33 protein-coding genes are annotated in these 26950 nt (G+C 53.3%); 21 read left to right on the plus strand and 12 right to left on the minus strand.

The features are described from left to right. Window positions 1-10: 10 nt before the first annotated feature. The 3 genes from VK694_01615 to VK694_01625 form a co-directional block, all read right to left on the minus strand. On the minus strand, window positions 11-295 hold the full coding sequence (locus VK694_01615; protein HTE57411.1) for a hypothetical protein: 285 nt from the start codon (window positions 293-295) through the stop codon (window positions 11-13). Beyond that, window positions 292-633, minus strand: a complete 342-nt coding sequence (locus VK694_01620; GenBank protein HTE57412.1) for a hypothetical protein — start codon at window positions 631-633, stop codon at window positions 292-294. Before VK694_01620 ends, VK694_01615 begins: the two co-directional genes overlap by 4 nt. Window positions 634-751: 118 nt before the next feature. Continuing rightward, on the minus strand, window positions 752-3319 hold the full coding sequence (locus tag VK694_01625; GenBank protein HTE57413.1) for a valine--tRNA ligase: 2568 nt from the start codon (window positions 3317-3319) through the stop codon (window positions 752-754). Between the two features lie 264 nt (window positions 3320-3583). Between VK694_01625 and VK694_01630 the strand changes: the two genes are divergently transcribed. Together VK694_01630 and VK694_01635 are read left to right on the plus strand one after the other, a co-directional pair. Further along, window positions 3584-4192 (plus strand): hypothetical protein, encoded by a 609-nt coding sequence (locus VK694_01630; GenBank protein HTE57414.1) that lies wholly within the window; start codon window positions 3584-3586, stop codon window positions 4190-4192. 45 nt (window positions 4193-4237) lie between these two features. After that, window positions 4238-4393 carry a hypothetical protein gene (locus VK694_01635; protein ID HTE57415.1) on the plus strand — a complete coding sequence of 52 codons (156 nt, stop codon included), beginning with the start codon at window positions 4238-4240 and terminating at the stop codon, window positions 4391-4393. A 131-nt stretch (window positions 4394-4524) separates the two neighbouring features. Here VK694_01635 and tsaD read toward each other — a convergent pair whose 3' ends face one another. Continuing rightward, window positions 4525-5586, minus strand: coding sequence for a tRNA (adenosine(37)-N6)-threonylcarbamoyltransferase complex transferase subunit TsaD (gene tsaD, locus VK694_01640; protein HTE57416.1), 1062 nt, complete (start codon window positions 5584-5586; stop codon window positions 4525-4527). 263 nt (window positions 5587-5849) lie between these two features. Between tsaD and VK694_01645 the strand changes: the two genes are divergently transcribed. The 4 genes from VK694_01645 to VK694_01660 all read left to right on the plus strand — a co-directional run bounded on the left by VK694_01645 (window position 5850) and on the right by VK694_01660 (window position 8966). Further along, complete coding sequence (locus VK694_01645; protein ID HTE57417.1) at window positions 5850-6707, plus strand: hypothetical protein; 858 nt, start codon at window positions 5850-5852, stop codon at window positions 6705-6707. A 224-nt stretch (window positions 6708-6931) separates the two neighbouring features. Beyond that, window positions 6932-8296: a UDP-N-acetylmuramoyl-L-alanyl-D-glutamate--2,6-diaminopimelate ligase gene (locus VK694_01650; GenBank protein HTE57418.1), complete on the plus strand. Its 1365-nt coding sequence runs from the start codon at window positions 6932-6934 to the stop codon at window positions 8294-8296. A gap of 48 nt (window positions 8297-8344) precedes the next feature. Further along, window positions 8345-8620 (plus strand): hypothetical protein, encoded by a 276-nt coding sequence (locus VK694_01655; GenBank protein ID HTE57419.1) that lies wholly within the window; start codon window positions 8345-8347, stop codon window positions 8618-8620. Window positions 8621-8690: 70 nt separating this feature from the next. Continuing rightward, complete coding sequence (locus VK694_01660) at window positions 8691-8966, plus strand: hypothetical protein (GenBank protein ID HTE57420.1); 276 nt, start codon at window positions 8691-8693, stop codon at window positions 8964-8966. A 44-nt stretch (window positions 8967-9010) separates the two neighbouring features. On the opposite strand, the gene VK694_01665 is transcribed toward VK694_01660, so the two are convergent. Beyond that, window positions 9011-9937 carry an arginase gene (locus tag VK694_01665; GenBank protein HTE57421.1) on the minus strand — a complete coding sequence of 309 codons (927 nt, stop codon included), beginning with the start codon at window positions 9935-9937 and terminating at the stop codon, window positions 9011-9013. A 73-nt stretch (window positions 9938-10010) separates the two neighbouring features. On the opposite strand from VK694_01665, the gene VK694_01670 reads away from it, so the two are divergent. From VK694_01670 to VK694_01695, 6 genes are all read left to right on the plus strand, one after another. Continuing rightward, on the plus strand, window positions 10011-10409 hold the full coding sequence (locus VK694_01670) for a hypothetical protein (protein HTE57422.1): 399 nt from the start codon (window positions 10011-10013) through the stop codon (window positions 10407-10409). Between the two features lie 18 nt (window positions 10410-10427). Beyond that, window positions 10428-10763, plus strand: coding sequence for a hypothetical protein (locus VK694_01675; protein HTE57423.1), 336 nt, complete (start codon window positions 10428-10430; stop codon window positions 10761-10763). 187 nt (window positions 10764-10950) lie between these two features. Continuing rightward, complete coding sequence (locus VK694_01680) at window positions 10951-11541, plus strand: hypothetical protein (GenBank protein ID HTE57424.1); 591 nt, start codon at window positions 10951-10953, stop codon at window positions 11539-11541. Between the two features lie 255 nt (window positions 11542-11796). Continuing rightward, window positions 11797-12063 carry a co-chaperone GroES gene (locus tag VK694_01685; protein ID HTE57425.1) on the plus strand — a complete coding sequence of 89 codons (267 nt, stop codon included), beginning with the start codon at window positions 11797-11799 and terminating at the stop codon, window positions 12061-12063. Window positions 12064-12074: 11 nt separating this feature from the next. Continuing rightward, window positions 12075-13718, plus strand: a complete 1644-nt coding sequence (groL, locus tag VK694_01690) for a chaperonin GroEL (GenBank protein HTE57426.1) — start codon at window positions 12075-12077, stop codon at window positions 13716-13718. A 222-nt stretch (window positions 13719-13940) separates the two neighbouring features. Further along, window positions 13941-14750, plus strand: a complete 810-nt coding sequence (locus VK694_01695) for an inositol monophosphatase (GenBank protein ID HTE57427.1) — start codon at window positions 13941-13943, stop codon at window positions 14748-14750. A 15-nt stretch (window positions 14751-14765) separates the two neighbouring features. Here VK694_01695 and VK694_01700 read toward each other — a convergent pair whose 3' ends face one another. After that, a complete protein-coding gene (locus tag VK694_01700) occupies window positions 14766-15734 on the minus strand; it encodes a hypothetical protein (protein ID HTE57428.1) in 969 nt (322 codons plus the stop codon). A gap of 200 nt (window positions 15735-15934) precedes the next feature. Continuing rightward, window positions 15935-16189, minus strand: coding sequence for a hypothetical protein (locus VK694_01705; protein HTE57429.1), 255 nt, complete (start codon window positions 16187-16189; stop codon window positions 15935-15937). A gap of 151 nt (window positions 16190-16340) precedes the next feature. Here VK694_01705 and VK694_01710 point away from each other — a divergent pair, with 151 nt between their 5' ends. From VK694_01710 to VK694_01720, 3 genes are all read left to right on the plus strand, one after another. Beyond that, complete coding sequence (locus VK694_01710; protein HTE57430.1) at window positions 16341-16772, plus strand: hypothetical protein; 432 nt, start codon at window positions 16341-16343, stop codon at window positions 16770-16772. Between the two features lie 109 nt (window positions 16773-16881). Next, window positions 16882-17460, plus strand: a complete 579-nt coding sequence (locus VK694_01715; GenBank protein HTE57431.1) for a hypothetical protein — start codon at window positions 16882-16884, stop codon at window positions 17458-17460. Window positions 17461-17659: 199 nt separating this feature from the next. Further along, window positions 17660-18046: a hypothetical protein gene (locus VK694_01720; protein ID HTE57432.1), complete on the plus strand. Its 387-nt coding sequence runs from the start codon at window positions 17660-17662 to the stop codon at window positions 18044-18046. Between the two features lie 58 nt (window positions 18047-18104). On the opposite strand, the gene VK694_01725 is transcribed toward VK694_01720, so the two are convergent. Further along, window positions 18105-18608 (minus strand): hypothetical protein, encoded by a 504-nt coding sequence (locus VK694_01725; protein ID HTE57433.1) that lies wholly within the window; start codon window positions 18606-18608, stop codon window positions 18105-18107. A gap of 230 nt (window positions 18609-18838) precedes the next feature. Between VK694_01725 and VK694_01730 the strand changes: the two genes are divergently transcribed. From VK694_01730 to VK694_01745, 4 genes are read left to right on the plus strand one after another with little or no spacing between them, the layout of a single operon-like run. Continuing rightward, window positions 18839-19900 carry a bifunctional phosphoglucose/phosphomannose isomerase gene (locus VK694_01730; protein HTE57434.1) on the plus strand — a complete coding sequence of 354 codons (1062 nt, stop codon included), beginning with the start codon at window positions 18839-18841 and terminating at the stop codon, window positions 19898-19900. Beyond that, complete coding sequence (locus VK694_01735; protein ID HTE57435.1) at window positions 19897-20343, plus strand: cupin; 447 nt, start codon at window positions 19897-19899, stop codon at window positions 20341-20343. Before VK694_01730 ends, VK694_01735 begins: the two co-directional genes overlap by 4 nt. Window positions 20344-20392: 49 nt before the next feature. Continuing rightward, window positions 20393-20959, plus strand: a complete 567-nt coding sequence (locus tag VK694_01740) for a TIGR03086 family metal-binding protein (protein HTE57436.1) — start codon at window positions 20393-20395, stop codon at window positions 20957-20959. Window position 20960: 1 nt separating this feature from the next. Beyond that, window positions 20961-21692, plus strand: a complete 732-nt coding sequence (locus VK694_01745) for a PIG-L family deacetylase (GenBank protein ID HTE57437.1) — start codon at window positions 20961-20963, stop codon at window positions 21690-21692. On the opposite strand, the gene VK694_01750 is transcribed toward VK694_01745, so the two are convergent. The 3 genes from VK694_01750 to VK694_01760 are packed head-to-tail and all read right to left on the minus strand — an operon-like array spanning window position 21685 to window position 23535. Further along, the gene (locus VK694_01750; GenBank protein HTE57438.1) at window positions 21685-22236 is read right to left on the minus strand and encodes a CDP-archaeol synthase; all 552 of its coding nucleotides are present in this window, start codon (window positions 22234-22236) and stop codon (window positions 21685-21687) included. The two genes, VK694_01745 and VK694_01750, sit on opposite strands and share 8 nt — an antisense overlap. Beyond that, the gene (locus VK694_01755; protein HTE57439.1) at window positions 22229-22891 is read right to left on the minus strand and encodes a PHP domain-containing protein; all 663 of its coding nucleotides are present in this window, start codon (window positions 22889-22891) and stop codon (window positions 22229-22231) included. The genes VK694_01750 and VK694_01755 overlap by 8 nt, the downstream gene beginning before the upstream one ends. Next, a complete protein-coding gene (locus VK694_01760) occupies window positions 22888-23535 on the minus strand; it encodes a CDP-alcohol phosphatidyltransferase family protein (protein ID HTE57440.1) in 648 nt (215 codons plus the stop codon). Before VK694_01760 ends, VK694_01755 begins: the two co-directional genes overlap by 4 nt. An 87-nt stretch (window positions 23536-23622) precedes the next feature. On the opposite strand from VK694_01760, the gene VK694_01765 reads away from it, so the two are divergent. Next, a complete protein-coding gene (locus VK694_01765; GenBank protein ID HTE57441.1) occupies window positions 23623-24306 on the plus strand; it encodes a DUF1361 domain-containing protein in 684 nt (227 codons plus the stop codon). 34 nt (window positions 24307-24340) lie between these two features. Next, complete coding sequence (gene argS / locus VK694_01770) at window positions 24341-26008, plus strand: arginine--tRNA ligase (GenBank protein HTE57442.1); 1668 nt, start codon at window positions 24341-24343, stop codon at window positions 26006-26008. 2 nt (window positions 26009-26010) lie between these two features. Here argS and VK694_01775 read toward each other — a convergent pair whose 3' ends face one another. Further along, the gene (locus tag VK694_01775; GenBank protein ID HTE57443.1) at window positions 26011-26820 is read right to left on the minus strand and encodes a hypothetical protein; all 810 of its coding nucleotides are present in this window, start codon (window positions 26818-26820) and stop codon (window positions 26011-26013) included. Window positions 26821-26950: the final 130 nt, after the last annotated feature.

The raw sequence follows: 26950 nt of genomic DNA on the forward strand, positions 1-26950 counted from the left end.
CGGCATTACATCACGTGTGACGCAAGTAGACCGTGCCGTAGCGGGCCAGGAAGCGTGCGAGGGTGTAGGTGTCGGGTCGGCCGATCGGCAATTGCCGAGCGCGGATGGCGGGGCCATCATCGCTCTCGATCAGCTTGATGAATCGGAACTCCACGATCTCACCGCTGTCGGGACTGACAACGACGAGGGTGGTGGGGGTGTCGGAGGTGCTCCCTTTGATAGTACCGTCCAGGAGGGCGGCTTGCAGGTCGGGGATGACGTCGAGGTCGTTCAGGGTCAGGGTCACCGTGCTCATGCTGCCACCGTGGTGGAGGCCGTCGACTCGTCCGAGTTGTCCGCCGAGAAGGGCCAGAGCCGCTTCAGGGTGGTGAGGACGTTCGGCCGGATCGCTGCTCGCGCTGCACTCCAGTAGGAGGGGAAGAAGCGCAGCTGTGCCAGCTGCTCGAGGTTGGTGGTGACCGAATCGGACTCCAGTGGGCCGTAGTAGAAGACCAGGCTGATCCCGGCGACGCGGCCGTAGCTGATGAGGGACACGGTTACGATGGCCGTGCCATCGAGGTAGAACACCTTGCCGTTGTTCTTGCGCAGAGCCTGTCGCACGGCATCCTCGGTATCAAGGGTGATCGTGGTCATGGTGCTGTCCGCCTTTTCTCTCGTGGTCGTTGCGTTGGATTGCTCCGTTGCAACCAAAGATCCCAGAAGGAACTTATGAAAGACATTTTAACATTATTTTAATATAATGTCAATAGCTCTATCTCGAGAAGCGGTCGTATTCTTGCTGTACTTTTTGCAGTGCGGTCTGGGCGGTTTCTAGCTGCTGGCGGGTCTGATCCACTACAGAGGACGGAGCATTCTGGACGTATGATTTATTACTGAGTCGTCCCTGTAGGTTCTTGATAAGCTGCTGCTGCTCGGTCATTTTCAGCTGAAGCTCGGCCGCATAGCGATTAGCTGTCTCTTGGTCGACATTTAGCCAGACCTTGCGAGTGGTATCTGTCAGGTGCAGCCCCTGCCCGTCCTTGACCTGGCTGACCTCTTTGAGCCGCGCTAAGGAGGTGATCAGTCCAGCGTGTTCGATGATAAAGTCGTCACCGGTATGGAAGAGGGTCAGATCATTGCCCAGGCGCAAGGCGGCCTTGATGGCGCGGATCTCGGTGACGATAGTCCTAGTCTCTTCAAAGGCAGCAGCATGGGATTTATCAGCCTTAACCGCAGTGGGCCAGCTGCTGGTGATCAGCATGCTGTCTCCTTCCCACTTTAGGGTCTGCCAGATAGTCTCGGTCACAAATGGCGCAAAGGGGTGGGCTAGCTTCAGGACAGCCTCGAGGCCATAGGCCAAGACGCCCTTGTTTAGGTGGGTTTTACTGGCCTCTATGTACCAGTCGGCAAAATCGTCCCACAACAGATGGTAGATGTGCTCGCTGGCTTCTGAGAAACGGTAGTCGTCCAGGTGTGTCGAAACGGTTTTTATAGAGTCACTCAGCCGGTGCAGTATCCAGGCATCAGCCGGGGTTTCGGCGGTGGGACTTCCCTTTTGTTGGTAGTCGTCCCCTATTTTGTCTTCTATAAAGCGGGCAACATTCCACAGCTTGTTACAGAAGTTACGGGCTTCTTCGACCTTGCGGGGGTCATACCCACGGTTAACTGCTGCACTGCGGCCAGCGATGATGCCCATGCGCAGCGCGTCTGAGCCAAACTGATCAATTGCGGGTAAGGGGTCAACCACATTGCCGATGGACTTGCTCATCTTGGATCCGTCCTCGGCCATAACATAGCCGTGGATATACACGGCCTCAAAGGGCACATCCCCGGCCACATACAGGCCCAGCATAATCATACGAGACACCCAGGGGTACAAGATCTCGCCACCGGTTTCCATAAGGCTGAGAGGGTAAAAATCTTTAAAGTCTGTGCCATCAGGGTAGTCCAGGGTGGCATAGGGCCAGCTACTACTGCTGAACCAGGTGTCAAAAACATCTGGATCGCGACGATAGCGCTTGCCGTCTACCTCTATTAGTTCTTCTTCGACACGCTCGTCATACACCCACTCGTCTGGGTTATCGATGCTCTGAAAGGCGGGTATAGGGATACCCCAAGCAATCTGCCGAGAGATGTTCCAATCCCGCAAACCCTTGAGGTAAGTAATCAGCTGATCTTTCTTGGTGTCGGGGTAGAAGGTAATCTTGTCGGCGCGCAGAGCCTTGATAGCTTCTTTGGCCAGCGGCTGCATGTCGACAAACCATTGCTCGCGTAACAGGGGTTGAATGATGGTGCCGCACTTGTAGCAGTGGCCCACGCTGTGGGTGTAGTCTTCGGTCTTTGCCAGTACGCCCAAATCGTCTAGGTCTTTGACGACCACTTTCCTGGCCTCTTCTACGGTCAAGCCGCGGTAGGGTTGCGGGACGTCATGGCCGAGGGTGCCCTCATGGGTGATAACAGTAATAAACGGCAAGTCGTGTCGCTGGGCTACTTCGTAGTCGTTGGGGTCGTGGGCTGGTGTCATCTTGACCGCCCCTGTTCCAAACGCTTTGTCTACCATGTCGTCAGCAATGATGGGAATATCGCGAAGTGTCAGGGGTAGGCGGATGGTCTTGCCTACAAATTGTTTGTAACGTGCATCTTTCGGATTTACAGCGACGGCGACGTCACCCAGCATGGTCTCTGGTCGAGTGGTGGCTACGGTGATCTTGCCCGAGCCGTCGGTCAGAGGGTAGTCAATGTACCAGAGGTGGCTCTTCTCTTCTTTGTAGGCTACCTCTATGTCGGCAAAGCCGGTGCCATGAAAAGTACAGAAGTTAACCAAGCGTTCACCTCTGTAAATGAGCCCTTCGTCCCACATTTTTTTGAAAGTGCCGTAGGCTCGATTGATGATTTTATCGTCCAAGGTATAGGTGTAGCGTGACCAATCGCAACTGGCACCCATGCGGCGTAGCTGGGTCTCGAAATTGCTGCGATTGAGCGCCACAAAGTCCCAGATCTGTTGATACAGATCCTCTCGGCTAAAATCGAACCGGCTCTTGCCTTCTTTGGCTAGATGTTTCTCGTATACCACCTGGGTTTCGAATCCGGCATGGTCGGCACCGGGTAGTAACAGGGCTGCCTCCCCTTTCATGCGGTGATACCGTACGGGGATATCCTCGAGGGCGGCTGTTAGCTCGTAACCAATGTGTAGGTTGGCGTTGGCGTTTGGCGGTGGCATGACAATGCTGTAACTGCCCTTCCCGCCTCTGTTTTTGGGCTCAAAAGCACCACTCTTTTCCCAAAGAGTGTAGATATCTTCTTCGTACTGGCCTGGTTCGTAGACAGATGGCAGCTTCATTTTTGAAATACCTAAGTTAACCCGATTAACACATAATTCTGGGGGTCATAATAACACTTCTCGCACAGAATATCTAACCTGTTACGGGTGTATGAACCTTTTCACGTGGAATCAAGACAAAACAACACAAGACTTTCATATGAAAGCCCTCCGTTGTCCCAAATTGTTCGTATTTTGTTCGAAAGTACGAGCCAAAGGCCGTTAACACTAAACCGTTTTTGTTTTCGCCAATAAGCATAACAAGTACGGGGTAAAGTGTAAATATTGACAAACCAAACAGTGCGTGATGTATTGTCATGCATGATTTTAAAGCCACACGAGGTAGGGGCGGCTATGCACATGTCTCAGGTAGAGGGCTTTGCTCGTGTGCAACAAGCCTTTGACCCCACGAGTTTGGCCGGGGAGGGATATTTTCCGGCAACCCAGGCTTGGGGTTACCCGATCACGCTAGAGGATCAAGCACCGCCCCAGACGACGATATTCATGCAAGAGCTCGGCTCTATTGCAGTAGCGGCAGAGTATCCAGGCTGGGAGCCTAATCGCTTTATGTTTAAGTTTACGGCCGAAGGATGGCCAGAGCATGCCGACCGCACGTCATTTCGCGATTTTATCGTTTTGGCATATCTGAAGGGGAGGACAGACATGTTTGTGCGCCCCACCGACACAAGCCGGTATCGCGGCTTGATTCTGAATCCTGGTGATGTGCTTGTTTTGCGAGAGGCGAAAGACCCCACCGATCATGAGAGTCCGATGCGGCATGGCGTAAGGGCGTCTGGCTTTAGAGGCTTTCTGGGGGTGGCTTATGAGGAAGTGGCGCGGGTAGGGGTGCATTCTCTTGCGGGCGCGGACGGAGGAGTGCTACGAGTCGCATAGTAGTGGGGGCTAGCCGAAGGACTCAGGATTTCTTACACTAGCGGTATGCCAAGTTTGCAGCCATACGATAACGGGGAAAAGGTGAGGGCTTTCGACATTATTCGATACCCGTCGGGTGAGTGGTTTGACGCCTTTGATCAGCCGGATGAAGTGGCCGAAATGCGACAGCAGTTGCTGACCAGGGGGATCAATCCGCAATAGGTAATTGTAACTCCGCTAGAGAACGATTCTACGGTGGTTGAGGCTCAGACTTTTGGCGACCCCGAGAGGGATTGACCCTAGATGCTGCCGCATTTGTGTTGTTTGTAGCCGAATATGGCGAGTAGCAAGCGCTACATACTTAGATTGGGGGCTATGTCGAGTTTATAGGGGTCAGCCGGCGGTTGTCCCTGTTGTATCTGGTAGCAGCCGAGGGTAGCGATAAGGGCGCCGTTGTCGGTGCATAGCTTGGGGTCGGTGTATTCGGCAGGGAAGGGGAGTCTTTCGGCTAATTGTCGTCTCAGCTCGGGACTGGCAGCAACCCCGCCTCCGATGACAACACTCTTGGGCTGGAACTCTTCAACGGCCAGGATTGTCTTGTCTACTACTGTCTCTACGGCGATACGTTGGAAACTAGCGGCAATATCGGCCTTCTGAGCCTCGGACAGGCGCTCTGACAGGCCTGTAGAGGGAAACTGGTGGGATTCACCTATTTCTGCCTGAGCGGTGCGCAAAACGGCTGTTTTGGGCCCAGAAAAGCTAAAGTCGTATTTTGACTGGAGTTTGGCCTTGGGAAACTGATACTTAAAGGGGTTCCCTTCCAGGGCCTTCTTGCTGACACTGGGGCCGCCAGGGTAGGGGAGCCCCAGCATTTTGGCGACCTTATCAAAGGCTTCGCCAATGGCGTCATCATGGGTCTGGCCCAACAGGGTATAGTCAAAATAACTGCGCCACAGCGCTAGCTGGCTGTGGGCACCAGAGACGATGAGGCCCAGCATGGGGAATTCGGGTGGCTTCTCTGGCAGTTTGTAGTTTTCCAGGGGTGTTTTGGTCAGGAAATTGACAAAAATATGACCCACTACGTGGTTGCAGGCATACAGGGGCTTATTCTTGGCAATAGCCAGGGTGCGGGCAGTCAGAACACCTACCAACAGAGAACCACCCAGGCCGGCGCCGTAGGTAACGGCAATGGCGTCAATATCGTCCCATGTGCACTTGGCCTGATCGAGCGCCTGTTGGATAACTGGCATGATTGTTTCTATGTGGCTGCGAGCAGCTATCTCTGGCACCACGCCGCCATATACGATGTGCAGGTTCATGCTAGAGAACACTGCGTTGGACAAAAGAGTGGTGCCGTCTTGCACCACTGAAGCGGCTGTCTCGTCAAAGCTAGTTTCTATGCCCAAAACTTTCATTTAGCTCCTACTGTATCACACTCAACAGGGAAGGATAGTGCAAAGTATGATTGACAATCTAAGTCTTTTATGATAATATAGTAGCAGTTCAGTTTTGGGAGACCAGAAGATCCTGAACGACCTTTTATAAGCGAAGAGATAGATACTATCTAAGAGAAGATGTGTGCGGCCACAGTGTTGACCGTAGTCATCTTCTCTTAAGATAGACAGAGAACGCGTCCTTCATTCTACCGATACACCCGACCCGAAGGGGGAGCAATCCCATGTTCACCATCACCAACGTCCGTTGCCCCGGCACCCTGAAGCACATCGCCGAGCAGGTCCTGGCCAGCGACGAATGGCGCCCCTTCTTCACCGACGACGAGCGACGGTCCATCCTGGATCAGCTCACCGGCGGCGACTTCGAGGGCCGCGTCATGTCCATCGTGCTGCAGCACTGCGACGCCGACCAGGTCGTGGTCCCCCAGGCCATCATGACCCGGCTGGTCCAGCTGAACCGGCTGCTGCAGGGCTACGGCGACACCATGGAGCTGCTGACGCACGTGGCGCGACTCACGCTGGACTACGACTACGAGCTCGCCCGCGAACTGCTGGCCATCGGCCGGCCGGGTCCGCAGATCAAGGCCATCAACGACATCAACGCGCGCGTCGCCGAGGTCACCGCCTACACCGACGGCATCGCCCGGACGGCCAAGCGGCTCATCGACGACGAGGACACCTGGTTCCCGCTGTTCGACGACGAGGACACCGCCTTCACGGCCCTGCTGGACCTGCGTACCCCCGTCCTGTCCCTTCGGGTGCAGGCCATCGAGGCTATCAACGTGGTCCTCGCGGCCAACGCCGACGCCCTCGCGTTCCAGCGGGAGGCGATCGCCTACGTCCACGCCATCCGGCGTGAGGCCCAGGAGCTCATCGACACCGAAGCCGTCTGGCTCCCGCTGTTCGACGACCCGACCGCCGCCGAGATCCTCGCGGACCTGTACTGGCTCGACCCCGACCTGACCCGCCAGGTGAAAGCCATCGGTCGCGTCCGCGCCGTCCTGGCCCAGGTGGTCCTGATGCCCGACGGCACGTCCGTCCCCGCCCCGGCCTGGCTGGCCAAGGTGCGCGAGGTGGCGTAGTGGAAAGGGTCCGGTAGGGCGATTTGGCTTATAGCCGACTCGTCCCTGCCGGACCCCTCCACCGCACATCTATCTCTTCGCCCCTTTCCAAGCTTTGCAAGAAATGATTCCCATAGGAGCCGTTTGCTGCAACGTTTGGATGAAATAAAAACTATGTATCTTTATGCTTTGGGCTGGCCGAACGGCTGGCTATACTGAAGGGTAAACGTAAGGAAGTCACGCCCATGAACCCACGAACAGTTGTCAAAAAAGTTATTCCACGCAGTGTATTCCGATCGATCGAGCCGCTGGGCCACAAGGGCGAGGCTATGCTGTTTACCACCAAAAATCGGTTCCCGGCCAAAGGATTAAAGGTTATTGGTGTGACAGGCACCAATGGCAAGACCAGCACCTGTTTTATGATTCACAAAATGTTGACCGAAGCCGGCTACAAAACCGGCCTGATGACAACCGTTGCGTACGGGGTAGGGGACGATATCAAGCCACAAGTGGCCCACATGACCACGCCATCGGTGCAACTGCTGCATAAGCGCATCAAGCAGATGAAAGCCCAAGGGGCTGAATGGATCGTGCTAGAGGTGACGAGTCATGCGTTGGCACAACACCGGGTCTGGGGTATACCCTTTACGGTAGCTGTTATGACCAACCTGACTCACGAACACCTGGATTATCACGGTACCTTCGAGCGCTACCGTGACGCCAAGCGCATGTTGTTTAAGCAGACCAACCGCAACAGAAAAGGCCTACGGATCGGTATCGTCAACGCCGACGACCCCAACGCCAAGTTCTTTGCCAGTGACGTACTGCACCCCGTTGGCTTTGGTCTGAAAAACGGGCATGTGCGGGCCACCAAGGTCAAACTGTCACCTGCCGGCAGTACCTATACGGCCGTGACCGACGACGAGAGCTACGACATTACCTGCCATCTGCCAGGGAGCTTTAACGTGTCCAACTCTTTGGCTACGGTAGCCGTGGGCCGGGCTGTAGGCCTAGACAAAAAGCAGATAGAGCAGGGTATCGCTGCACTCAAGACGGTCGAAGGCCGCATGGAGCATATAGACGAAGGCCAGAATTTTGACGTGATTGTGGACTACGCTCATACCCCCGACAGCTTCGAGAAGTTATTCAAAGACCTGAAACCAGTGGTAAAGGGCAAGGTAATTGCGCTCTTTGGCTCGGCTGGCCGGCGTGACGAGGCCAAACGGACCACCCAAGGAAAAATTGCTGGCAAATACGCCGACGAAGTGATTGTGACCGAAGAGGACGACCGCGACATGGATGGCCAGGAGATCATGGAAGAAATCGCCGCTGGTGCAGAAAAAGCCGGCAAAAAGCGTGATAAAAATCTGTTCCTGATCCACGACCGGGACAAAGCCATACAGTTTGCGCTGCAGCGTGCCAAAAAGGGCGACACCGTGATGTTGCTGGGCAAGGGCCACGAAAAAGACATTTTGCGCAACGGTCCCAAAGCGGCCGACATGCGTCACCTGCAACAAGACGACCGTAACAGGGATCGGGTCATAGAGATCAAGTGGGACGAAGTAGCCGAAGCCCGCAAAGTCCTGAAAAAGCTTAAGCGCGGAAAATAGTACCCCGGATTGAAGTAGTGCGACAAATGGTATTAAATACTGGCCACTATGGGAGAGGCGAATACTATTGACGTTGCTGACCTGGTCGCCTGGCACAACGAGCGTGTCGCAGCAGTCTACGCTAAGAATGACCAGATCGCGGCTGCTCGTCGGGCAGCAGGCGATTCGTTGGACGAAGATTTGCAGGTTATAGAATACGCCACTGCTCGTCTGAAGGGTCGGTCACATGAATTGGCTGATTTCGCCGGCTGGCTGATTTCGCACACGGCAGACGCAGTAGGCGAACTAGATACATTGCCAGACAATTTTGACCAACCTACATAATTGACAAATCGTAAACAGTTTGCTATAATAGGTTTGTTTTCTACAAAATAAAAAACAGGAATCTAGAAAGATGGTAGAACAAGCCCCCGCTCCAGACCAAGCACCGGTCTTTAGCCAACTGGATGAAGTAGGACACGACGCTACAACTCCAGAAGATCAGCAGGCTCTAGCGGAATTACGAGCAGAAGTAGAAGCTGAGCGTGCCGACACCCTGGGTAACGTGGTAGCTAAACAGCTCGTAGAGCTCCCCGGCGGCGCGGTAGACACCGCTGACAATGTAGCCAAGGCGCGTGAGCAAGGCCAGGACGTCACCGAAGGCCCATATCAGGGCGGCCGTCGAGGCTAGTTAAAATAAGTTACCAATAAAAATCCGGTCGCTGACCGGATTTTTTATACTTTGTTGCGTTCCATGTAGTTGGTGTACCAACTATAATTCTTGCCAAATAGTTTGGCAATCAGCTCTATGCCCAGTTCGGCCGTCTTGGCTTTTTTGTCCTGCAAAGGGTTGTATTCGACCACGTCTACGCCAATTACGTTAGTGTGTTTGCCGATGTATTCGGTGATGGTGGCGATTTCGCGGTAGGTGAGGCCACTGGGGTTGGGCATGCCGGCACCAGGGGCGTACATGCGGTCTATGACGTCTAGGTCTACGCTGACCCAGATGTTGTCCACGCGTGCTGCGAGTTCGTCAATCTGTTGTAATAGGGGCGATAGGCCTGTGGTCAATATATCAAATAAGGTATAGGCTTTTAGGTTTTCGCGGGAAATAAGGTCAATTTCTGCCTGGTCTAAGTCACAGCCGCCAATGTGTAGCAAATGCTCTTTTTTGACCTTTGGTGCTGGTCCACCCACATTTTTGAGCGCATCACCGCCAAATCCCAACAGAGATGCCAGGTGCATCCCGTGAATGTTGCCGGAAAGGGTAGTTTCTTCGGTATTCATGTCGCCATGAGCGTCAAAATAGATGAGTCCCAGGTTGCCACCAAGGGCTACTGAGGCACCAGAGACCACGCCGAGGTTGATAGAGTGGTCACCTCCAAGGGCGATCACTTTGTGACTCTTTTGGATGGCTTGCTTGGTAAGGGCGGCTGTTTCTTCTGATACCCGGACAATCTCGTCTTGGTAGCGGGCGTGGGGATTTCCGGCTTGCAAATCTTTGCGGTCAGCGATAACTACATTGCCGCTATCGGTGATAGCCAGTCCTGCTTTGGTCAGCTTGCCGACAATGCCATTATGCCGAAAAGCTTCTGGCCCACTATCTACCCCTAAGTTCTCGGCCCCTAGGTCTAAAGGGATGCCTATAAGTGTCGTATCCATGGGGTGATTATAGCAAAGCCAGAGGAGGCTTATGCTTGCAAAAAATCAACCAATATGCTACAATAGTATTGTTATGTCACAAACAGAAACATTAGGACACGAAGAATCCGGAGCTGGCTCATACGCTTTTGACCATGCTGCTGGCCTGGTAGACCCTGGTCAAGAAACCGATGATATACACGAAGGCAGTGCGAGCTTCCATAATACAAACCTGCACGATCAGCCCGAGGGATTTGACGAAGGAACGGGTCAGACCCGAACGGATACTATAGAAGAGTGGCGGGCTGCTGGCACAGAGATCAAGGTAACTGCCGATAATACAGTATTGGTCAACGAAGCTAAGCTGGCCGAGGCGGCGCTTCTCCGCGCACAGCGACGTCTAGCTCGTCGGGCGAGCCAAGGTCAGCCGGTTGATCCAACCCAGCTGACAGACGCCGACGAGTGGATGGCAGCCAACGGCGAAAAGTGGTAACCATGGTATAATATCTGCGTGAGAAGTGGCGGAGAATTCCAGTATCAGGTAGATATCGACGGGCTCGCAGGAGAGCCTGTTTTTGACTCTGAGCAACGGACCGACGAAGACACCAGCACGCTGGGCCTCCACTACAACAACCTGTTTGACGAAGACGAAGACAGAGGTGGTGAACTGGCAGATCCAGCTACTGGCGAGCGGTATGACAACTCTACCTACGCAGAAACTGAGGGGTTGTCTGTAATTGCCGAAGACGACCTGCCAACGGATGAACAGCCAGATATTATCGATGCCTGGCTGGCCCGGCACGATCATTCTGGATCGCAGCGACCACCAGAGGCAGAAGCAAGCTAAGGCATTGCTTTATTTTATAAAATAGTATATAATAATGTAGATTGACTTACATACTTAGGGTATTGCTACCCCTGTAGTCATCGTTCGTTGAGATTATGGATTTGTGTGAGCAGGGAGCGCCCCAGGTCTGAGGCGTTGGCTGTTCATGCAAATCTTCAGAGACAGTACAGAGGAGGGCTACCTTCTAGTGACCAAGTACTCGGATAGGGCAATCGCCCAGCAGAGATACCGGACCAACCACTCGCGGCGCAACCTGCTGCGGGACTTCACGGACGGTGAAGGCGTCAGCGGTGGTTACCACGATCAGTGGGCATTCAGTGCCATCTGTCGGGCTGACGCGGATCGCGCTGCACTGCGGTACTACCTGACTACCTGGCATCACGATGTCACCACGGGCTTCGTCCCCGGTGATGAGCTGCTGCTGGTTTCGGGCTGTTTCGACCCTTACAAGAGTGGTCACGATCCGGATCCGGACCAGGCTGAGCTCGAGGCGCTTGCCGCCGAGGACCCCTGGAGTGATTGGTCCGACTGGTACGATGAGGACTTCGACGATGGTTTCACCATCATCGACCCCTCCGACCAGCCAGTCAACGCCCTGGCCGACAGGTTCTGGGATGCCCACGAGCTGGGACTCGACATCGACGACCCGTTCTCCGACAAGGAGGACAGCGATGACGATGACGATCTCCTGATCGACCCCGACCGCCTGATCTGGCACCCGGACGACTTCCTGGAGGCGATCGGCTGGACTTCGGATCATGTTCGTAGCTCCTTCTAGGAACTAGCTAGGACCGGGCGGGGAATGTTTGTTGGCCCTTGGCTGACAGCAAACCCCGCCCGCTCCGCAACCCTCCAGTCTCTATAATCTCAACGCCTTATTCATGCATTTGCCACTAAGCCCGCACACTATTTATGAAGCTTTCGGGGCTTGACACCAATTTTGTGTTTCGGATACGATACTACTTGTCGGTTAGCACTCTCAACATGCAAGTGCTAACAACTCGATTGAAAAACCATAAAATGGAGGTAATTAATGGCTGTTCATATCAATCCTTTGGCGGATTACATCGTAGCCCAGGCAGAAGCAGCAGAAACCAAGACCGCCAGCGGTCTGTATATACCTGGCGGCGCCCAGGAAAAGCCTAAAGTGGCCAAGGTTGTGGCTGTGGGCAAGCAAGTGGCCCAGGTAAAAGTAGGTGATCGTATTATTTATAAAAGCTACAGCACCACAGATGTAAAGGTAGAATCCGAAGAATACATATTGGTCAAAGAAGAAGACGTACTAGCAACTGTTAAATAGGGGAGACATACATGGCAAAGAAGGTATTTTATGACGAAGACGCCCGCAAGCGGGTGTTGGGCGGGGCGCAGATTTTATATAACGCCGTAAAGACCACTATGGGTCCAAAGGGACGCAATGTAGTGATCAGCAAGGGCTACGGCAGCCCTACGGTCACACACGACGGTGTCACAGTGGCCAAGGGTGTGGACATTGCTGATGTCGACGACGAAACGCTGGGCTACAAGGTGGGTGCTGAACTGATCAAGCAAGCTGCTAACAAGATGAACGACGTAGCCGGTGACGGTACTACTACCGTGACCGTGTTGACCTATCACATCCTGAACGAAGCCAACAAGCTGATTGCTGCTGGCCACAACCCCATGTTGCTACGCAAGGGGCTAGAAGCTGCTGCTCAGGAAGTTATTGCCAAATTGGGTGGCATGGCTGAAGACATCAAGGCCAACAAAAAGCGTGTGGCCGAGGTGGCTACTATCTCTGCTGGCGATGCTCAGATTGGCGACTTGATTGCTGGTGTTATCGACAAAGTTGGTAAAGAAGGTGTGGTTACTGTCGAAGAGGGCCAGGGCCTAGACCTAGAGAGCGAAGTAGTCGAAGGCTTTACTTTTGATAAAGGTTTTGTCAGTGCTTATATGGTGACTGATGCTACCCGCATGGAAGCCGTATCTGATAAACCCGCCGTGGTTATCACTGACAAAAAGATTACCTCTATCCAAGAGTTTCTCCCCTTGCTGGAAAAGCTGGCTGCGGCGGGCAAAAAAGAATTGGTCCTGATTGCCGAAGACGTCGAGGGCGAGGCCCTGGGTACTTTTGTACTGAACAAGCTGAAGGGCGTGTTCAATACCGTGGCTATCAAGGCACCTTCTTTTGGTGATCGCCGCAAAGACATATTGAATGATATTGCTATCCTGACCGGTGCCGAAGTAATTACTGAAGACCGGGGCATGACATTCGAAAACGTCGAGCTAGACGTAGTGGGTTCGGCCCGCAAAGTGATTGTGACCAAGGACGAAACGACTATCATCGAAGGTGGTGGTTCGGTTGCTGAAGTAACTGCTCGGATCAAACAGATCGCCCAGCAAGCGGCTGCCGCAACCAGTGAGTACGACAAAGAGCACCTAGACAAGCGCCGGGCCGCTTTGTCTGGCAAGGTAGCTGTCATCAAAGTTGGTGGCGCTACCGAGACCGAGATAGAAGAAAAGAAATTCCGCGTAGACGACGCTGTTGCCGCCGTGAAAGCTGCTATGGATGAAGGCATTGTGCCCGGTGGTGGTGTAACGCTGGTTAACCTGACCACGGCTGTCACGATTACTGGCGACGATGAATCTGTCAAAGCGGGCAAGGAACTGCTGAAGCGGGCTCTCGAGCAACCCTTTAGGATTCTGCTGAGTAACTCTGGCCTGAACGCCGATGAGTGGCTGCCGCAGGTCAAGGCTGCCAAGGCCGGCCAGGGTGTGAACGTTAATAGCCCCACCAAGTTGGTTGACCTAAAGGCTGCTGGCATCGTAGACCCAGCCCGGGTAACCAAAGAGGCTGTGTTGAACGCTGTATCTATTGCTGGCACCAGCATGACTATGGGTGCGTTGGTAGTGGATGTGCCCGAAAAAGAGACTCCTGATGCTGGTGGTGGGATGCCTGGGATGATGGGAATGTAAGGTAATGAGAGACCCCGGGCGGGTCTCTCGTCGCGCGGGAAAATGTGCTCCATTTTCTCCGGCTGCTCTTCCTGGAAGCTGTCAAAATATCCTCGAAGTAAATTCGAGGATATTTTGTTTTTATTTAACTAGCTGCAGGATGGGGGTTGTGTATTTTTATTTAATTGGCTGGGGGATAGTGGTTGTGGTTGCCTAATTTTTTCGGGGTGGCATACTTGGCGTATGGCAGAATTTCTGACTTATAGACATGAAATGGCGGTGGCGACAGAGATTGCTCGTGAAGCAGGGGTGATCATGCTCCAGTATTTTGATGGAGATCAAGAAGAAACCGCCAAGGCTGACGGCAGCGCGTTGACCATTGCCGACACAACTATTAACAAAGTCGCTCTTGAAAGGCTTGGCGAGGCTTTTCCCAACGACGGTGTTATTGGCGAAGAGGCCAGCTCTGTGGATACCAGCCAGTCTCGGCGGTGGTACTGCGATCCTATAGATGGCACCAAGGGCTATACGTGGGGGTTGCCATTGCCTATGTTTTCGCTGGGGCTAGCCGAAGAGGGACAACCTGTCATGGGTGTTGCCTACGATCCTTTCTTTGGAGAGCAGGGCAGACTGTATACGGGCATACCTGGCGAGGGAAGTTTTTGCAACGACAAGCTTCTGCGGGTTTCGCCGGCCGGCCTGCATATGGGGAGGGTGGCGGTCACTAGTTCTGTGCAGCGCTTAGCAGAGAGGACGCCCAAGCATGTGACTACCTTATTAGAGCACGGCGCCCGGGTTGCTAGTTTTCCTGCCGGTGTGGTCCAGAAGGCGTGCCTGGTAGCCAACGGCAGAATGGTTGGCTGCATACAGGAATTTGCGAGTCCTCATGACATAGCAGCAGTCCGGATTATTGTGGAAGAAGCAGGTGGTCGCATGACTGACTGGAACGGCGACGAGCCCAGCCTGAAGGGGCCGATGAAAGGGGTGATCATATCTAACGGCGTCATACACGATGAGTTGGTGGATATGACTGATGTACTAGAGGCGGCTTAGGACTTGAACAGGCTCTTAGGCGGCGACTTCGGAACTGGTGAGAGACTTGATGTTCTTGGCGTCGGCCAGGTCTCTGCTGTTAGTAAAGAAGATGATGGCCCACCGTGCGATATTGCCGCCGTGTAGTTCGCGGCCTTCACAGGCGGTGTCTACATTTATGACGTCATGCCACAAGGGTTGCAGTTCGGAGTCTGGCGAAGCTTGTCGCCATTTGAGAGAAGGAAATGCAATCCCCATACGGGGGTCACGCTCGACCATAATCATCTCGCCGGTCTGGGGGTCTCTGGTACGGAGACCCAAGTGACTTTCGGCTAGCTGCAGTGTTCCCAGGCCTCGATCATAGTGGCCATCGGCCAACACGTCTCCCTGGCCTTTGTGGTAGAACACACCTCTCACAGGGCTATGATCCAGATCTGCTGGTGCGGTGAAATCAGATAGGTGTGGGTGAGTGAGCTCCAATGCTCGATAAAATCCCGTGATGGCTTGCTTGGCGGCGTAGTGGAGGGTTTGGGCGCGCATAAGGAGTACCAATAGCTCGGGTGGCATTGGGCCCCAGCCGAATTCTGCGTGACGTGCCTCAAGCGCGTCGCGCATACCCGGAGAATAATGAAAAAACTCCTTGGGGTCGTCTGCTATGTCGAGTCCTCGTACTTTGCTGAGGGCGTCGACCTGTATGGTGCGATTGGTGTAGCCATTGGGCTTACCGGGGTGTGGTACATTGCTGCGGTACTTATGCCACTGGGCTGCCTTGTCGGCGCGCGGGTCTAGGCGGTCAAGATTCTTGGGGTCTAGAACCATAGCGTTCATGGCCTCTGGCTCGGGGTCGGGTAGCTGGTCAGTAAAAATACCATAGGCCTCTGCATACGCATCTATGGCTTCCGGTGGCACATGGTGCGGGACAAGGGCATAGCCTTGGCTGAGTGTTTCGGCGTGCAGGTCTGCGCCACTTTCTCCACCCCATAGTGTGTACTGCGCACTTGTCATACTGGTGCCCTCCTTAGCTAGAGCCAGTATAACAAGTCGGTCACATGACGAAAAAGAGACCTCTTGCTTTTGAATAACCACGAAGTGGCGCAAGGGTCTCTGTGGGGGTGTCTAGACGAGGCAATGAAGCCTACTACTCTGGTTCAAACCAGATTGGCGGAGCCTAGACGGCGTACTGTGTGCGGGTTGAGATGGTTGACCTAGAGCGTAAGGCCTATGATCAGCATGACGGCAGCGAACCCAAAGCAGAAGGCGGCGAATACCAGCAGGACTTCATCGACCTCCTCTTCGGCGGAGTCGTCTTTGCAGTCCTCGGAGGACGACTCGGAGTCGGACGATTCTTGCTGTTCGTTGGACGACGACTGCGGGGTGGGCTGGCCGTCAGCGGCCACAGGCGTGCTGGTTAGACAGAGCACGAAGACCGTGCCCAAGATGGCGAGAAGAATTCTCCTCACGTCGGTTACCTCCAGGTGCATCCACGGGTTTCGCCGCGGCGATTGCTTACACGAGTAGCGTAAATTTTATACTATTTTTTATTCACTAGGTCAATATCTGTAACGGTGGTGGCAGCTGGACTCGTCTGGCTTGGGTCTTTACACTAAGGGCATGTCAGAGTGGGAACCCAGGCGGACAATTGCGTTTAGTGTTGAGTTCGAAGACAACACCACATTTGAACTGCCGACGGACTGGCAAGATGTTTTTGTGGACGAATATGGATTCAATCAACGGCGATACCCTGAAGTGGCAGACGAGCTCCGCGTGGTTACGGGAAAATACTATGAACACAGGGCCTGGCCCAGTAAGTTTGACGGGCAACATGGCCGTGACTATGACGCCGACAATTTTTACACCCACAGGTGGGACGACGAGGCTTCGTATGATTCTCGGAACCCTCCAGGCATGGCCGAGATTGCTCGGGCGGTTATGTACCTGGACCTCAGGGCATTACTAATGCAAAAGAACCTACAAGAGCTCGGTTCTCATGGGCTGGTGATGACTGTCGGACAGCTCACGGCGGAACTAGAAGAAGACGGCTAGAAAAGGCCGGCTGTAATCAAAATCCTTTGTAAGATGTAATTATATTAGATAGAATATTGCCAAATGGGCCAGTTTGTACTATCGTACAAGATAAGTATTGGAGTTACCTATGGCGGTTTTTAGGCGTCGAAATAATCAGACTAATGTTCCTGCCGAGATTCAGGAGTACTACCAGACCGAACGTCGCGAACGTGCCGGTGTGGCATGGCTGCTGGCTTTGGGTACGCTTCTGGTCACTGTTCTACTGGCAGTAGGTCTGTTCTTTGGTAGCCGCTGGGTGTACCGCAAGGTTGCCAAAAACGACAAGCCCAACACCTCTGAATCTGCAGATCAAGAGAAACAAGAACAGCAGCCAGTGGCCAATAACTCCCAGGCAGAAGCCGATCGTAAAAAGGCCGAAGAAGAAAAGAAGAAACAAGAAGAGGCCATGAAACAGGCTGACGCCAAAGCTGCCGAGGAAAAGAAAAAGAAAGACGAAGAAGCTAAGAAACAAGCCGAAGCTCAGCGCCAGCAAACCCCAGCTGCTGCTCCAGCCCCATCGCCGCAACAGGTGGCCGGCACTCAGACTCGCAGTAACATACCCAACACCGGTGCCGAAGATACACTGGCCATATTCATGATACTGGTCATTGCTGGATACTTGATCCATCGCATTTTGATCAACGCCTCATCTGACAAGCGTCGCTAAGAACAATAGCGACATTAGCCCCCAACAGAGAACCTCTTGCGGGGTCTGTTATACTTATATACAAGTAGAAGAGAGTACCTTATCTTGCCGGGAGCGAAACTAACAGGGCAGCGGTCGATTGCTCGAAAGTGAACAAAAAGCGAAAACTTCCCATATAAAACCCACAATTATTTTAAAGGGGTATAAGGAGGTGGAAACTATGGTCTCATTAACGAAACAAGACCTGCAGAATGCCCTGGATGTCGCTCGCAACCGTTTGCTCGAGCGAGTAGCCACCCGCCAGGACGTGAATTCTCTGAGGGAAACTATAAAAGTGCTGACCGTGACTCTGCAGCAGAGTCAGCAATTGCTCCGGCAAGAAGAATACCAACGAGTACAACTAGTGCGCCGAGCAGTCGCCATGGAATCTCGGATGGTTGGACTCGAAAATGAGTTGCGCCAAGTGAGGACATCGATGGTACAGCTGGCACACGCTCAGCCGGTAGAACGTATGACCGAACGAGTTATACTACAGCAAGTACAGGCCGACCCAGAGCATCGGCAAACACCCGAACAGCGTTACTACAATCCTTCACCGGTGACATAAGAAGGATAGCGCTCGCAAAGAAAAAAACCTGGCCATTTCGGCCAGGTTTTTTTCTTTTCTAAGATTCTTTTTGGTCTTGCTGGGTGAAATAGTTTATTTCGTTGACGACGTCTAGCAGGGCTTGGGCGCGGACTTTGTCGTCGGTGATAGCTTGGGCGGCTTCGTAGGCGTCTTTGATCTTGGTGTGATCGTCGGTGGCTTGGATCATCATCATGGTCGTGCGGAACTTTTCTTCTGGAGTTTGGTCTAGGTGACCTACCAGGGGAGATAGTTGGTGTAGGGCTTCTTGTTTGAGGCCCAACAAATCATCTGGGGCAGCAGCGGGAGCGGCGGCTGGCGATGCGGGTGCCACGGCTGGGGCCGAGCTGCTGTCTACGGTTGCAGATGCAGTGGGGTCACTTGGGGCAACCGTAGGGAGGCCTATATTAGGCTCTTGAGCTGGAGCGGCTGTAGCAGCATCTTGCTGCAGCTCCGTTATGGTAGCCGGGGCAACTGCCTGGCTGGGGTCTGGACTATACGTCTGATCTTGTTGTTGATTGTTGTCGTTATTGTGTCCGAACATTCCCACCTCTAAAAATTACACTGCTATGTCTATAATGATGGTAGTATATACCATAACCAGAAAGAGAGGGAAGGGGAGAACCCATTTTATGTCCTCCCTCCAGCCTCAAACTATTCTGGTGGCACCCTTTGCCAGTTTTGCTTGTCGGTGTACTGCCGGTACGCCTTCGCACAAAACTGGCAAACTGCACTCACCACGATAGCTTTCGCTTAACAGAAGGAGGATATAAAATGGGTTCTGTGAGTTCCGCACTTGACGATCTAAAATACATTCATGAGCGTGATGCGCATGATGCTCTGGGGGTGGCGGAAAAGCAATGGCAGCAATTGCAGCAGGATTATGACCTTGGTGATTGGCAACCTTCACAGACGGTAGCTAATATTGTCCACTCGGGTATGGGCGGATCAGCACTGTGGGCGCTTCTGAGCACCAGCTGGCCTGGCTACTCTGTACCGTTTGAAGTAGTCAGGGGCTACGATGTGCCCGCTTACGTAAACGAACACACACTGTTTATTGCCTCTAGCTATTCCGGCAATACCGAGGAAACACTGTCCGCACTCGCCCAGGCCGAAGAGAAAAAGGCGCAGATTGTTATTATCACATCTGGCGGCAAGCTAGCCGAGATTGCCACGCAAAAGAATTACCTGCTTATTGCACTGCCCAAAATTGATAAACCGCGATACGGGGCACTCTACGGCCTCAAGGGGATTGTAGCCTTGGCCGAGAAATTGCAACTGGCTGTCCAGCCCAATGCAACCGCCACCCTGAGCCAAGCGGCAGATTTCTTGCAAAACGAAATTACCCAGTGGGTGCCCATTGTTCCGGCTGCCAAGAACCAGGCCAAACAGCTGGCCCAAGAGCTTATGGGTAAGTCACCGGTTATGTATGGTGGTCCCTTGCTGGCCCAGGCAGCTCACAAGTGGAAGATCAGTTTTAACGAAAATGCCCAAAACGTCGCCTGGGAATATGCCTTTCCTGAGTTTAATCACAATGAATTTACGGGTTGGACATCTCACCCCGTTGATAAACCCTACGGAGTTATCTATTTGCGTTCCTCGTATGACAATGATCGTATCAAGAAGCGATTCGACCTGAGTGACAAACTGCTCAGCGGTCGCTGGCCGTCGCCTTTGCAGGTAGAGGCTAAGGGCGAAACACCCCTGCAGCAACTGCTGTGGACCGTTGCGCTTGGAGACTTTGTGAGTTTGTATCTGGCGCTGCTCAACGGTGTGAACCCCATTGAGGTTGGTGACAAAGATATCATTGAGCGCTTCAAGAGGGAGCTGGCATGAGCGATAGCTACGACCCTAAGCAGTTTGACACATCGACCTTTTCGCAAGAACCTTATGTCCGGCGCATAGAAAAGCCTTGGGGCTATGAGTTGCACTGGGTGCCCGAAGGAAAGCCTTACATGGGCAAGATAATGCATATCAATAACGGTTGTCGACAGAGTATGCAGGCGCATGATGCCAAGCAAGAGACCTATCTCATTATGAAGGGTCGGGCTGCGGTCCTGTGGGAGAATGACAAAGGCGAACTTACTACAACCGAGCTAAAGCCTGGCTTTGGGTATACGACTTGTATTGGCCAAAGGCACCGCCTTATAGGCATTACAGACTGCGATATCTTGGAAGCCTCAACACCAGAGATGGGGACAACATGGCGGTTGGAGGACGACTACGAGCGCCCCGATGAAACCCCAGAGCAACGAGACAAAGAACGCGCCGGCCAATAAAAACAGGAAACTGTTATTATAGAAGTAGTAATAGGGGAGTTACTATCTAATGGACACAAAATTATTATTTACTCGTGTACTCGAGCAAGTTACCGAGTGTGTACTAACGGCGGAAGTAAAACAGTTTGGCAACGCCACGCCTTGTAGCGAATGGAACCTGGGGCAGCTGCTGAACCACATGGTATATGAACTGCTGTGGATACCGGACTTGCTAGAGGGCAAGACGGTAGCAGAAATAGGCACCAAATACGACGGGGACGTACTGGGCGACCGGCCGCAAGCGGCTTGGCAAGACGCCGCCGACGCCGCCCAGGAGGCGGTCAACAAGGCGGACCTAGCAGGCAAGGTACATTTGTCTGGTGGCGATAAAAAATCCCAAGATTACATTGCCGAAATGGCCATGGAAGTACTGGTTCATGGGTGGGATGTATCGCAGGCGTTGAATTACTCACTGGTGTTTGATCCTGGTATCGCTCAGGCGGTCTATGACAATACATTGCCCCAAAAGGATCAGCTGCAGGCGGATGGCTCGGTTGGCCCAGAGATAGACGTACCGGAAGATGCGCCAGTTGAGGTAAAATTGCTAGGAATTATGGGGAGATCGGTAGGGTCATAAGGTGGGCTTAGGTGTCACGGATATAGCCAGCTTGGGAACTATTTTGGGGGTATGGGCTCACCCTGATGACGAGACTTTTTGCATGGGCGGGCTCATGGCTCTGGCCGCCGCCAATGGCCAGACGGTGGTGTGTATCACTGCTACCAAGGGCGAGGCGGGTAGTCAGGATGCAACTCGTTGGCCTCTCGACACTTTGGGTGGCACACGGGCCATCGAATTAACTACGGCCCTACAGATACTAGGCGCCAAGCATCATCATTGGCTGCGACATGCCGATGGTGACTGCAGCCACGCAACTGACGAGGCCGCTCTGGCGGAGCTCATGCCGTTGGTAGAAAAGTACCAGCCAGACACCATTATCACCTTTCCGCCCGACGGCCTGACTGGCCACGAAGACCACAAGGCAGTGTGCCACTGGGCGGGGCTGATTGCCGCTGCGGCCAAAAAGCCACCCCAAGTGTACTACGCCGTGAATACCACAGACGAAGCAAGCTACTTAAAAGAACTAGACGATAAGTTCAACTTTTTCTTCAATCTCGATCAGCCGGTTTTGCATGACAAGGCCACCTGCGACATGGTGCTGGACTTGCCGCCAGAAATCTTTGATAAAAAATACCGCGCTTTTCAGGTTATGCCGTCACAATACGAGAACTTATTACAAAGTTATCCTAAAGACTATCTGGCCCACGCCTTTGGTAGGGAGTCTTACATCTTGGCCAGTAAATTTAAATAGGCTTGTCGCGGATACCGGCCAGATAGCCGATGTAGACCGACAGCAGGTGTGCGCTCAGCCAGACGATCAGTACAAGCAAGTACTTGCCAAGTGATAGCTGCACGACAGGCAGGCTAAACAGGCAGCCGCCGATGATATAGTCGGTTTGGTCAAAAGGGAACCAACTGTCACCAGGTGCAATACGGCGTTGTCGCTTGAAAAAGCTCTCTAACACGTCGGCCAGCAAGGCGCCGGCCCCAAGCAGTGGTCCGAGTAGCCACACACTTGTCGGGCGATAGTCAAACCAGCTGTGTTCGAGCGCCCACAGGCTGTGGGTGAACAGATATTTTTGCAAGCCGATGATGAGAGTAGCCAGCACGATACCAGCTATCAGGCCACGCCACGTCTTGTTGGCGCCAAACAGCCGGGTGCCTTTGTAGCTTCGGCCGCCGTCCATCGGACTCTTTAAATGCTTGAGGGCCGGAAGTTTGGCCGCAAACACCGGTGCGGCATTGGCCACCCCAGCCGGCAAAAAGAACCACAGGGCAGATACGATGCTATCCATGCTGTTTTCCTGGGAGTATCTTTTTGCGGGTGCGGTGATACTTGGGGTACAACAGGGCCCGAATGCCCGGCCGGTCCGTGACATGTCTGGCGCTGGCTAATTCGTGTAGTAACGTGCTGGCGGTTGGTAGTTTGCTAACAGTGGTATAGGTAGCCCCCAGGCCATGGTAGCCGTGGGCGTCACTGCTTGCCGCGCCAGCTCGTTGGTTCAGGCGGGTCCAGACCACTGCCTGTTGGCTCCGGTTCTGGAAGAACGCCCGGCCATTACAGATCTCTACGATGTCTATGTGTTCAACCAGGTCGTCAAGCATGTGGGGGCCCAAGCCCTTGCGCATAGTCTCGAAGGGGTGGGGAATATAGACCAGTCCGCTCTGATCATGGATGGCATGCATAGTATCAGCTGGGCTGAGGCCGGCTGGCACCAGCTCTTGCAGAAACAGGCCGATAATCTCGCCCTCGCTGCTCATGATTTCTTCGCCCACGATGATAGCCTCGCCCAGGGTGTTGTGCATGTGCTTGGCAAACCCTACCTGGTTATGGTCGGTGATGGCGACGCAATCCAGCATGCCGGATTTGAGGGCCTTTATGTACTGAGCCTCAGATATGCCGCCATCTGGCGACGCCACGGAGTGGGTGTGTAGATCTATCTTAATCATTTCAGTACGGCAATAATGTTTCGCAAGCGTTCTAGGGCGGTGAGCCAGGCCAGTACGGCAATAGCTGCCACAACATACAACAACCAACCGGTGAGTAATCCAAGAATGATCAGCACCATGCGGATCTCGAAACGCAACAAACCACTGCGAAAGGTCTGATTTATGGTGTGTTTGTGTCCCTTGGCAGCCAGAATAGCCTCGCCCCATGCGTTGACGTAACTGACCAAGATGGATCCACCGCACGCTGCGGCTGCCACGGCCGCGATGGTTGCAGGCTGCCACGGCAGGCTGCTGCTTTGGCTTACTAGTAGGTAGGCAATGCCGATGTACAGGATGATCTCTTTCATGCGATCAGTGGTAGAATCCAGCAGCATGCCCACGCTGCTTTCGCGTTTTTGCAAGCGAGCCAGCTCGCCGTCGAGCGTGTCGAATAATCCAAAGACAACCAGTAGCCCGGCAGCCCACACCGGCGAATCTTGGGCAATCAACCATGCAATAGGTATATGCATACATAGCCCAACAATGGTAACGGTGTTGGGACTGAGCTGCCCGCCGCTGACGTTGTTAAGCCCCTGGGCGATTGGTCGTACGACTCCTTTGACGAGTTTTTTGCACTGATCCAAAAAGGAATTGATTGGTTGCATTGACCCCTATTTTATAGAGAATTTGCCGCCAGGGCCAGTCCACTCGTTTTAGGGTCTCTCCTCTGGACTGATATACTAGGAGACATAATGGCCTCGAAACAACGAGTGGGAGCGAGTTATACCAAGGTGGCACAGGCGCTGCTGATATCTAATGCTGCTTGTTTATTTTTGTTTTTATTGCGCTCGATCGAGTCAGATAGCAGCCGCTACTGGTTTCTGATCTGGAACTTGTTCTTGGGCTGGCTGCCGCTGTGGTTTGCCTGGTGGCTGAGCCGCCGTCTCAAGAAGGGTAGTTGGTCGCGGCCGGCCAGTGTCATTCTGGCGTTCCTGTGGGTGGGTTTTTTGCCCAACAGCTTTTATTTGGTGAGCGACTTGATACATTTGCATGCCACGGGTGAGGTGAGCTTGCTGTATGACGTAGTGATGTTCAGTTTGTTTATTTTTAACGCCTACGTGGCTGGGTTCTTGAGCCTGTACTTGGTCCACCGCGAACTCCTGAAACGGCTGACACGGTACCAGGCCCACACGGTGGTGAGTGGTGTGCTGCTGGTGTGCTGCTTTGCCATCTACTTGGGCCGCAGCTTGCGTTGGAATACTTGGGATGTGTTGATCAATCCGGCTGGTCTGTTGTTTGACGTGTCAGATCGCATTATCAATCCCGGCGCCCACCCCCAGGCCGTCGTGACCACGGCAACTTTCTTTATCTTGTTGGGCAGTATGTACACGGTTATTTGGCAGTTAGTGCAAGCCCTCCGAGCAGACAACCGCTAGATTTCTCTATTAAACAGGGGTAAAATAGAAGCAAATGAAGCTGGACTTACAAGACGCCGTAGAAGTGGCGAGCAAAGAAGTGTTCGGTGTCGACGTGCAGGTGGTTCTGACACGGCCGGACGAACAATTTGGTGACTATGCCACCAATGTGGCTTTGCAATTGGCCAACAAGCTCAAGAAGAACCCGCGAGAAGTTGCCGAGGCTCTGGCTGACTATTTGCGCAAAAAACTGGAAACAACAGTCAGCGACATAGCGGTGGCCGGCCCGGGCTTTCTGAACTTTCGCCTGCAAGACAGCGGTTTGTGGCAGCTGGCCGAGACGCCACCAGCAAAGCGCCTGGCTGGCCAGAAGATTGTGGCCGAGTATTCTGACCCTAACCCTTTTAAGGTGCTACATGCCGGACACCTGTATACCAGTGTGGTAGGTGATGCTGTTGCTAATTTGTTAGAGCAGGCCGGGGCGGCAGTGCACCGTGTCAATTTTGGTGGTGATGTTGGACTGCACGTGGGCAGATCTATGTGGGCTATCGTGGGACGGCTGGACGGCGAACACCCCGAGAAACTGAATGATGTACCAGAGGACAAGCGGGCTGAATGGATGGCCGAGGCTTATGTGCAGGGAACCCAGGAGTACGAAGAGAGCCAGTTTGCCAAACAGGAGATCATCAAGCTGAATAAGCGAGTGTATCAGCTGCATACTGACAACGACCACCAGTCGCCTTTTGCACAAATCTATTGGACGACCCGGCAGTGGAGCTATGACTATTTTGATAAGTTTTATGATCGTATTGGGAGTCACTTCGAACGCTACTATCCAGAGAGCACTGTTTCTACTATTGGCCTAGAGACTGTAAGGGGTCACATTGGCCAAGTATTTGAAGAGTCCAAGGGCGCCATTGTGTTCAAGGGCGAAAAATTTGGTCTGCACACGCGAGTATTTATCAATTCCGAAGGCATCCCCACCTACGAGGCCAAGGATGTTGGGCTGATTATGCAAAAATGGGAAGACTATCACTTTGATCGCTCTGTGGTGATCACAGGTAATGAGCAGTTGCAATACATGGAGGTTGTCCTAAAAGCAGTAGAGCAGTTTGCGCCAGCCTTGGCCCAGGGCACCACCCATATGACGCATGGCATGGTAAAGATGAAGGGCGGGGTAAAGATGAGCTCACGCAAGGGCAACATCTTGCGCGCAGTCGAAGTGCTCGATGCGGCTGCCGTGGCCAATAAAACCCTTACCGGTAACGAGGACGAGCAGGTGGTGCTAGCCGCCGTTAAGTACGCTTTTCTCAAGCAGCGCCTGGGCGGTGACATTATCTATGACCCAGAAGAGTCGGTGGCTATCGAGGGCAATTCTGGCCCCTATATCCAGTATGCCCATGCCCGGGCTCGGAGCATCTTGGCTAAGGTCAAAGATCAGTCGACCGCTCACGATGGGCCGCTGGAAGCCGATGAGCGCAGTCTGCTGCGAAAAATCAGTGAATACCCAGAGGTCACCCAGAAGGCTACGGACGAGCTCATGCCGCATCATATCTGTACCTACTTGTATGAATTGGCCCAGACCTTTAACCGATTTTATGAAAAAAACCGGGTGCTGGATGATCCGCGCCAGGCTATTCGTCTGCAGCTGGTCAGTGACTACGCAAAGACACTTAAAAATGGCCTGAGCCTACTCAGTATCGACGCTCCCAGCAAAATGTAGGACTACCAAACATCCGGATCATCATCACTTGGCTTGGCGAATGGCATTGGTGCTTCGCCAGGGTCTCCGGCAAGTACGGGGTTATTCTGAGGCCTTTCATATGTAGGGTGTTCATCTTGGTACAGTGACTCCACGGAAATGTCTGTATCACCAGCCTCATTGGTTTGCTGTGTGAATACCGCAGGGGCTTCGTCCCAGGAAAGGAAGGTAACCTCGGGGTGGCGCTCGCGGAGGATATCGAGCGTTGAGGCATACTCTTCACCGGTCACTACGTATGAAATGCCATCAGCTGCGAGCTTTTTGTCCTTTTCGGCAACCACAATGAATCCTCCCGAGGTAAGTGGCCTGTCGGCACCTACTGCGCTCCCATTTTCTGGGTCATCGATAAATCCCATTGAATAAAGCATGGGTTTGTCTGGATCGATCCCTCCTGTCAGCAGCCTATCAAGCGCTACTACGGGGTCGTATTTGTTGGCTATGCCGTGAGCGTCATAGTGTGTACCTACTTCTGAGGGTGTGTGGGTCAGTGCCCAGCCCAGGCCCTCGCCACCGGCGTGTACGGGTAGGTGTCCTAGCCCAAGCTCTTCCCCCACCTGTCGCAGTGTATCTACTCTTGCAAACCCAATGGCTGCTAATTCAGGATCGGCATAGCTTGTTTCTTGTTGCCAGTCTGGGTACTGTCTATTTAAGTCCTCTACGGTAAATTGTTCCACCGTGTCATAGGTGGGGATGGGAACGGGCTTATCAAGTAAATCCTCAGCCCCCTCGGCGGGACCGAGGTCAGTTGGGTTAGGGTGTGGGCCTTCAATCATTTTTTTATTTCGCGCTGCGCTGCATTTAGTAATTTTATATTAGCACAAATATATTAAAAAGTCAATTATCGCTCTCTGTATGTCCCGCTTGTGAGCGAGGGGGTGTACAATCAATGTACGCGGTTTTAGA

The organism is Verrucomicrobiia bacterium, assembly GCA_035489575.1.
Classification (GTDB): Bacteria; Patescibacteriota; Saccharimonadia; order Saccharimonadales; family JAGQNK01; genus DATHJY01.

Coding starts and splice junctions, on each gene's coding strand:
- VK694_01615 (HTE57411.1), bottom strand. CDS start 295: ATGAGCACGGTGACCCTGACCCTGAACGACCTCGACGTCATCCCCGAC.
- VK694_01620 (HTE57412.1), bottom strand. CDS start 633: ATGACCACGATCACCCTTGATACCGAGGATGCCGTGCGACAGGCTCTG.
- VK694_01625 (HTE57413.1), bottom strand. CDS start 3,319: ATGAAGCTGCCATCTGTCTACGAACCAGGCCAGTACGAAGAAGATATC.
- VK694_01635 (HTE57415.1), top strand. CDS start 4,238: ATGCCAAGTTTGCAGCCATACGATAACGGGGAAAAGGTGAGGGCTTTC.
- tsaD (HTE57416.1), bottom strand. CDS start 5,586: ATGAAAGTTTTGGGCATAGAAACTAGCTTTGACGAGACAGCCGCTTCA.
- VK694_01645 (HTE57417.1), top strand. CDS start 5,850: ATGTTCACCATCACCAACGTCCGTTGCCCCGGCACCCTGAAGCACATC.
- VK694_01650 (HTE57418.1), top strand. CDS start 6,932: ATGAACCCACGAACAGTTGTCAAAAAAGTTATTCCACGCAGTGTATTC.
- VK694_01655 (HTE57419.1), top strand. CDS start 8,345: ATGGGAGAGGCGAATACTATTGACGTTGCTGACCTGGTCGCCTGGCAC.
- VK694_01660 (HTE57420.1), top strand. CDS start 8,691: ATGGTAGAACAAGCCCCCGCTCCAGACCAAGCACCGGTCTTTAGCCAA.
- VK694_01665 (HTE57421.1), bottom strand. CDS start 9,937: ATGGATACGACACTTATAGGCATCCCTTTAGACCTAGGGGCCGAGAAC.
- VK694_01670 (HTE57422.1), top strand. CDS start 10,011: ATGTCACAAACAGAAACATTAGGACACGAAGAATCCGGAGCTGGCTCA.
- VK694_01685 (HTE57425.1), top strand. CDS start 11,797: ATGGCTGTTCATATCAATCCTTTGGCGGATTACATCGTAGCCCAGGCA.
- groL (HTE57426.1), top strand. CDS start 12,075: ATGGCAAAGAAGGTATTTTATGACGAAGACGCCCGCAAGCGGGTGTTG.
- VK694_01695 (HTE57427.1), top strand. CDS start 13,941: ATGGCAGAATTTCTGACTTATAGACATGAAATGGCGGTGGCGACAGAG.
- VK694_01700 (HTE57428.1), bottom strand. CDS start 15,734: ATGACAAGTGCGCAGTACACACTATGGGGTGGAGAAAGTGGCGCAGAC.
- VK694_01710 (HTE57430.1), top strand. CDS start 16,341: ATGTCAGAGTGGGAACCCAGGCGGACAATTGCGTTTAGTGTTGAGTTC.
- VK694_01715 (HTE57431.1), top strand. CDS start 16,882: ATGGCGGTTTTTAGGCGTCGAAATAATCAGACTAATGTTCCTGCCGAG.
- VK694_01720 (HTE57432.1), top strand. CDS start 17,660: ATGGTCTCATTAACGAAACAAGACCTGCAGAATGCCCTGGATGTCGCT.
- VK694_01725 (HTE57433.1), bottom strand. CDS start 18,608: ATGTTCGGACACAATAACGACAACAATCAACAACAAGATCAGACGTAT.
- VK694_01730 (HTE57434.1), top strand. CDS start 18,839: ATGGGTTCTGTGAGTTCCGCACTTGACGATCTAAAATACATTCATGAG.
- VK694_01735 (HTE57435.1), top strand. CDS start 19,897: ATGAGCGATAGCTACGACCCTAAGCAGTTTGACACATCGACCTTTTCG.
- VK694_01740 (HTE57436.1), top strand. CDS start 20,393: ATGGACACAAAATTATTATTTACTCGTGTACTCGAGCAAGTTACCGAG.
- VK694_01750 (HTE57438.1), bottom strand. CDS start 22,236: ATGGATAGCATCGTATCTGCCCTGTGGTTCTTTTTGCCGGCTGGGGTG.
- VK694_01755 (HTE57439.1), bottom strand. CDS start 22,891: ATGATTAAGATAGATCTACACACCCACTCCGTGGCGTCGCCAGATGGC.
- VK694_01760 (HTE57440.1), bottom strand. CDS start 23,535: ATGCAACCAATCAATTCCTTTTTGGATCAGTGCAAAAAACTCGTCAAA.
- VK694_01765 (HTE57441.1), top strand. CDS start 23,623: ATGGCCTCGAAACAACGAGTGGGAGCGAGTTATACCAAGGTGGCACAG.
- argS (HTE57442.1), top strand. CDS start 24,341: ATGAAGCTGGACTTACAAGACGCCGTAGAAGTGGCGAGCAAAGAAGTG.
- VK694_01775 (HTE57443.1), bottom strand. CDS start 26,820: ATGATTGAAGGCCCACACCCTAACCCAACTGACCTCGGTCCCGCCGAG.